The 5,830-nt window shown below is 69.7% G+C and carries 6 protein-coding genes; 5 read left to right on the forward strand and 1 reads right to left on the reverse strand.

Going from position 1 to position 5,830, the window contains the following annotated elements; genetic code table 11:
- The first annotated feature begins 545 nt into the window (after positions 1 to 545).
- The 5 genes from ACTUAL_RS15845 to ACTUAL_RS15865 all read left to right on the forward strand — a co-directional run bounded on the left by ACTUAL_RS15845 (position 546) and on the right by ACTUAL_RS15865 (position 5,437).
- The gene (locus tag ACTUAL_RS15845; protein WP_440900801.1) at positions 546 to 1,307 is read left to right on the forward strand and encodes a DeoR/GlpR family DNA-binding transcription regulator; all 762 of its coding nucleotides are present in this window, start codon (positions 546 to 548) and stop codon (positions 1,305 to 1,307) included.
- Between the two features lie 81 nt (positions 1,308 to 1,388).
- Positions 1,389 to 2,732 (forward strand): ABC transporter substrate-binding protein, encoded by a 1,344-nt coding sequence (locus tag ACTUAL_RS15850; protein ID WP_440900802.1) that lies wholly within the window; start codon positions 1,389 to 1,391, stop codon positions 2,730 to 2,732.
- Positions 2,733 to 2,766: 34 nt separating this feature from the next.
- Entirely contained in the window at positions 2,767 to 3,651 is an 885-nt protein-coding gene (locus ACTUAL_RS15855; RefSeq protein WP_096496171.1) for a carbohydrate ABC transporter permease, read from the forward strand.
- A gap of 5 nt (positions 3,652 to 3,656) precedes the next feature.
- Positions 3,657 to 4,451 (forward strand): carbohydrate ABC transporter permease, encoded by a 795-nt coding sequence (locus tag ACTUAL_RS15860; RefSeq protein WP_440900804.1) that lies wholly within the window; start codon positions 3,657 to 3,659, stop codon positions 4,449 to 4,451.
- Positions 4,448 to 5,437 carry a zinc-dependent alcohol dehydrogenase family protein gene (locus ACTUAL_RS15865; RefSeq protein WP_096496170.1) on the forward strand — a complete coding sequence of 330 codons (990 nt, stop codon included), beginning with the start codon at positions 4,448 to 4,450 and terminating at the stop codon, positions 5,435 to 5,437. Before ACTUAL_RS15860 ends, ACTUAL_RS15865 begins: the two co-directional genes overlap by 4 nt.
- A 166-nt stretch (positions 5,438 to 5,603) precedes the next feature.
- On the opposite strand, the gene ACTUAL_RS15870 is transcribed toward ACTUAL_RS15865, so the two are convergent.
- On the reverse strand, positions 5,604 to 5,830 hold a 227-nt coding region (locus tag ACTUAL_RS15870; protein ID WP_440900803.1), incomplete at its 5' end, for an LPXTG cell wall anchor domain-containing protein.

Below are 5,830 nucleotides of genomic sequence, written 5' to 3' on the forward strand. Positions count from 1 at the left end.
AGAACCCAGCCGAACCACCCGTCCTACCCATCCGCCGCACCCCCGCAAACCCGGAATTCCTTCTGAACCGATTCGGGCACATCCGCACCCCGCCCTGCCCGATCTCCACCCCGCCCGGCCCGCCGCCCCGCCCGCGAAGCCCAATCCCACCTGCCCGATGCCCGACCAAACCGCCCGACCCCACCCGCCGCGCACCCCCGGTCTCACCCACGGTCCACCCGCCGAGACCAATCCGTGACCGAGCGGGCAGCTGTCCTGCGCCGGAACCGGGACCTCCGGCCCGCTCGGGGTGCGACCAACGCCCATGTCCACCGCCCGAACGGGTGGGTGTTCCCGAACGGGCCACGGTCGGGCACCATTACCCCACCGAACGGGCAGGGTTAATCGATTTTCTGTGCGTTCGGGTACGACAACCGGACCCAACTCGGGCGAACTTCACTTCCCTGTGACGGTGGCCACCCCCTACGGAGGGTGTTAAACCTTTAGGGCGGCCCGAACGGGCAGTTGCATGGTCCGAGTGGGCAATCCAACGTGGGAGGTGTCCAGTGCGCGCTGACGAGCGCAAGAGGCGCATCCTGGCTCGCGCCCGCGCCGACGGCCGGGTCGACGTCGCGGAGATCGCGGCCGAGCTGGAGGTCGCGCAGGAGACCGTGCGCCGGGACCTGCGCCTGCTCGACGAGCACGGGCTGGTCCGCCGGACCCACGGCGGCGCCTTCCCGGTCGAGAGCGCGGGCTACGAGACGGGCCTGAAGTTCCGCTCCGCCTCGATGGTCCCGGAGAAGCGCCGCATCGCCCAGCTCGCCGCCGAGCGGCTGGGGGACGCGGAGACCGTGTTCGTCGACGAGGGCTACACCCCCCAGCTCGTCGCGGAGGCCCTGCCGACCGGCAGGCCCCTCACGGTCATCACGGCGTCGCTGCCCCCGGCGGCGGCGCTCTCGGAGTCGCCCACCATCACCGTGCTGCTCCTGGGCGGCCGGGTGCGTGGCCGCACCATGGCCACGGTGGACCACTGGGCGACCAGGATGCTCTCGGAGATGGTCATCGACCTCGCCTACATCGGGGCCAACGGCATCTCCCGCGAGCACGGGCTCACCACCCCCGACCCCGCGGTCGGGGCGGTGAAGTCGCAAGCGCTGGCAGCCGCCCGCCGCCGGATCTTCGTCGGTGTCCACACGAAGTTCGGCGTGGCGAGCTTCCACAGGTTCGGCGCAGTGGCCGACCTGGAGGCGATCGTGACCGACTCGGTGCTCCCCTCGGGTGAGGCGCACCGGTACGCCCTGCTGGGCCCCAAGGTCGTCAGGGCCTAGCCGAAACACAAAACCGCCACCGAACCCGGCCCCGCCCGAAGGGGGCCCCGGTTCAGCACGCCCTCAGGAAGGCAAGAGACGATGAAGTCACTCCGATACGGCGGACTCGCCGCAGCCGTGCTCATGGCCACCGCTGCCTGCGCAGGCGCGGGCGGCGGCGGTGGCGGGAACGAGAACTCGATCAACGTTCTCATGGTCAACAACCCGCAGATGGAAGACCTCCAGAAGCTGACCGCGGACAACTTCACCAAGGACACGGGCATCACGGTGAACTTCACCGTCCTGCCCGAGAACGACGTCCGCGACAAGATCAGCCAGGACTTCTCCAGCCAGGCCGGGCAGTACGACGTCGCCACGATCTCCAACTACGAGACGCCGATCTACGCCAAGAACAACTGGCTGACCCCGCTCGACGAGTACGTCGCCAAGGACTCCGGCTTCGCCCAGGACGACGTCCTGGAGTCGGTGCGCCAGTCCCTGACCGCCGCCGACGGCAAGGTCTACGCCCAGCCGTTCTACGGCGAGTCCTCGTTCCTGATGTACCGCAAGGACATCATGGACGCCAAGGGCATCACCATGCCGGAGAAGCCCACCTGGCAGCAGGTCGCCGACATCGCCGCCAGGGTCGACGGCGCCGAGCCCGGCATGAAGGGCATCTGCCTGCGCGGCCAGCCCGGCTGGGGCCAGCTGATGGCGCCGCTCACCACGGTCGTCAACACCTTCGGCGGCACCTGGTTCACGAAGGACTGGCAGGCCCAGGTGAACTCCCCGGAGTTCAAGGAGGCCACCGACTTCTACGTCAACCTGGTCCGCGACCACGGTGAGAACGGCGCCCCGCAGGCCGGCTTCGCCGAGTGCCTGAACAACATGACCCAGGGCAAGGTCGCCATGTGGTACGACGCGACCTCCGCCGCAGGCCTCCTCGAAGGCGCCGACTCGCCGGTCAAGGGCAAGCTCGGCTTCGCCCAGGCCCCCGTGGTCAAGACCGACAGCTCCGGCTGGCTCTACACCTGGGCGTTCGGCATCCAGAAGGCCAGCAAGAAGGCCGACAACGCCTGGAAGTTCATCTCCTGGGCCTCCGGCAAGGGCTACGAGGAGCTCGCGGGCAAGTCCCTCGGCTGGTCGCGCGTCCCGGACGGCAAGCGCTCCTCCACCTACGAGCGCCCCGAGTACCTGGAGGCCAGCGGCACCTTCGCCAAGCAGGTCGAGGCGGCCATCTCCGGCACCAAGCCGAACGACCCCGGCGTGCAGCCCCGCCCGGCCCCCGGCATCCAGTTCGTCGGCATCCCGGAGTTCACCGACCTGGGCACCCAGGTCTCCCAGAAGATCAGCGCCGCGATCGCCGGCTCCACCACCGTCGAGCAGGCCCTGACCGAGAGCCAGGCGCTGGCCGAGACCGTGGCCGAGAAGAACCGGGGCAAGTGACCATGACGAACCCCGTCCCCACCGGGAGGGTGTCGTGAAGGGGGCGGCGCGCTGGGCACGACGCGCGCCGCTCCTCCCCGCCCTCATCTTCACCATCGTGGTGACCCAGCTGCCGTTCGTCGCCACGCTGGGCATCTCGCTGATGGAGTGGAACTCGCTCGACCCCGAGAACCGGGGTTTCGCGGGCCTGGACAACTACGTCGCCGTGTTCACCGACTCGGGCCTGCGCTCCTCGGTGTGGACGACGATCGTCCTGACGGTCACCGTCGTGCTCGTCAGCCTGATCCTCGGACTGGGGCTCGCGCTCCTGCTGGACCGCAAGTTCTTCGGCCGCGGCGCCGTGCGCACCATGCTCATCGCGCCGTTCCTGGTCGTCCCCGTCGCCGCCGCCCTGCTGTGGAAGCACGCGCTCTACAACCCGGACTACGGCCTGTTCAACGGCCTGCTGAAGATGGTGTTCGGCGAGGACGGCCCGCACGTCGAGTGGATCAGCGACATGCCGCTGATCGCGGTCGAGGCCGCGCTGATCTGGCAGTGGACCCCGTTCATGATGCTGATCCTGCTCGCGGGCCTGCAGTCCCGCCCGCAGGACGCGGTCGAGGCCGCGCACATCGACGGCGCCAGCTCGTTCCAGGTCTTCCGCTACCTGACCCTGCCGCACCTGCGGCAGTACCTGGAGCTGGGCGGCCTGCTCGGGTCGATCTACATCGTGCAGAACTTCGACGCGGTGTTCACGATCACCTCGGGCGGCCTGGGCACGGCGAACCTGCCGTACTCGGTGTACCAGACCTTCTTCCAGGCGCACGACTACGGCCGGGCGTCCGCCGCCGGTGTGGTCGTCGTGGTCGGGTCGATCATCATCGCGACGTTCGCGCTGCGCGTCGTCTCGTCGCTGCTGCGTGAGGAGGCTCGCTCGTGAAGAAGATGATGTTGGGCCTGCTCGCCTGGGTCTGCGGCCTGGTCTTCGTGGCGCCCGTCGCCTGGATGGTGCTCACCTCGTTCCACAGCGAGACGGACGCGGCGACCAGCACCCCGTCGTTCTTCGCCCCGCTGACGCTGGACGGCTACAACACCTTCTTCGACACCAACCCGTGGCCGCCGCTGATGAACTCGCTCAGCGCCTCGGTGGGGTCGACGCTCCTGGTGCTGCTGCTGGCCGTCCCGGCCGCGTACGCCCTCTCGATCAAGAAGGTCGAGAAGTGGTCGGACGTGCTGTTCTTCTTCCTCACCACCAAGATGCTGCCGGTCGTCGCGGGCCTGCTGCCGATCTACCTGGTCGCGCAGTACACCGGGATGCTCGACAACATCTCGTTCCTGGTCGTCCTCTACACCTCGATGAACCTGCCGATCGCGGTCTGGCTGATGCGCTCCTTCCTCGCCGAGGTGCCCAAGGAGATCATGGAAGCCGCCGCGCTGGACGGCGCCGGGCTCGCGGTCACCATCCGCCGCGTCGTCGCCCCGGTCGCCATGCCCGGCATCGCCGCCACCTCGCTGATCTGCTTCATCTTCAGCTGGAACGAGCTGCTGTTCGCGCGAGTGCTGACCGGCGTCGTCGCCGGCACCGCGCCGGTGTACCTGACCGGGTTCGTCACCAGCCAGGGCTACTTCCTGGCCAAGGTCTGCGCCGCCGCCGTCGTGGTGTCGCTGCCGGTGCTCGTCGCCGGGTTCGCCGCCCAGGACAAGCTCGTCCAGGGCCTTTCTTTGGGAGCGGTCAAGTGAAAGCAGCCGTGATCACCGGGGTCGGCTCGGTGGAGGTCACCGAGGTCCCCGACCCCACACCGGGCCCCCGCGAGGTCGTGGTGGACGTCGCCGCGTGCGGGCTGTGCGGCACCGACCTGCACATCCTGCAGGGCGAGTTCGCGCCGACCCTGCCGGTCGTGCCGGGCCACGAGTTCTCCGGCGTCATCGTCGAGATCGGCTCCGACGTCACCGAGCTGCAGATCGGCGACCGGGTCGCGGTCGACCCGTCGCTGTACTGCTTCGAGTGCCGCATGTGCCGCCTGGGCAAGAACAACCTGTGCGAGCGCTGGAACGCCATCGGCGTCACCCGCCCCGGCGGTGCCGCCGAGTTCGCGGTCGCCCCGGTCTCGAACTGCGTGAAGCTGCCCGACTCCGTCCGCACCGAGGACGCCGCGCTCATCGAGCCGCTGTCCTGCGCGGTGCGCGGCTACGACGTGCTGCGCTCCCAGATGGCCAGCCGGGTCCTCATCTACGGCTCCGGCACCATGGGCCTGATGATGCTCCAGCTGGGCAAGCTCACCGGCGCCTCCAGCATCGAGGTCGTCGACCTCAACCCGGAGCGCCTGGCCACCGCCCACAAGCTCGGCGTCACCGCCACCGCGGCGTCCGCCGACGAGCTGGACCGCCCGCAGGGCTGGGACGTCGTCATCGACGCCACCGGCAACGCCAAGGCCATCCAGGACGGCCTCGGCCGGGTCGCCAAGGGCGGCACGTTCCTGCAGTTCGGCGTCTCCGACTACGCGACGCGGGTGACCATCGACCCGTACCGCATCTACAACCAGGAGATCACCATCACCGGCTCGATGGCGGTGCTGCACTCGTTCGAGCGCGCGGCCGACCTGTTCTCGACCGGTGTGCTCGACCCCGAGGTGTTCATCAGCCACCGGGAGCCGCTCGCGGACTACGCGTCGGCGCTGGAGATGTTCAAGAACGGCCAGGGCCGCAAGATCCAGGTCCTGCCGTAGTCCTGCCGGTTCCCCGCGCCGGGGGCCGACGGCCGCAGGGGAGGCCCGCACCGGGCCTCCCCCCCCGGGCGGTGGGAGACGACGAAGGGCGGACACCCCGAGGGGTGGCCGCCCTTCAGCCGTTCCGGCGCCGTCCCGGGCGCCGGGGTGGATCAGCGAGCCGTGCTCAGCCGTTGTTGGCCGCACCGCGCTTGCGCATGAAGAACAGCACGCCACCGCCCGCGGCGAGCAGCGCGGCGCCGATGCCCAGCGGCACGGCGACGCTGGCGCCGGTGTTGGCCAGGCCCTCGGTGTCCTCGGTGACCGGGACGACCACGGCCGAGGTGGTCGTGGTCGGCGCGACGGACTCGGTCAAGCTCGGGAACGGCACCACCTGCGAGGAGGGCACCGGGA

This window comes from Actinosynnema sp., assembly GCF_052038725.1.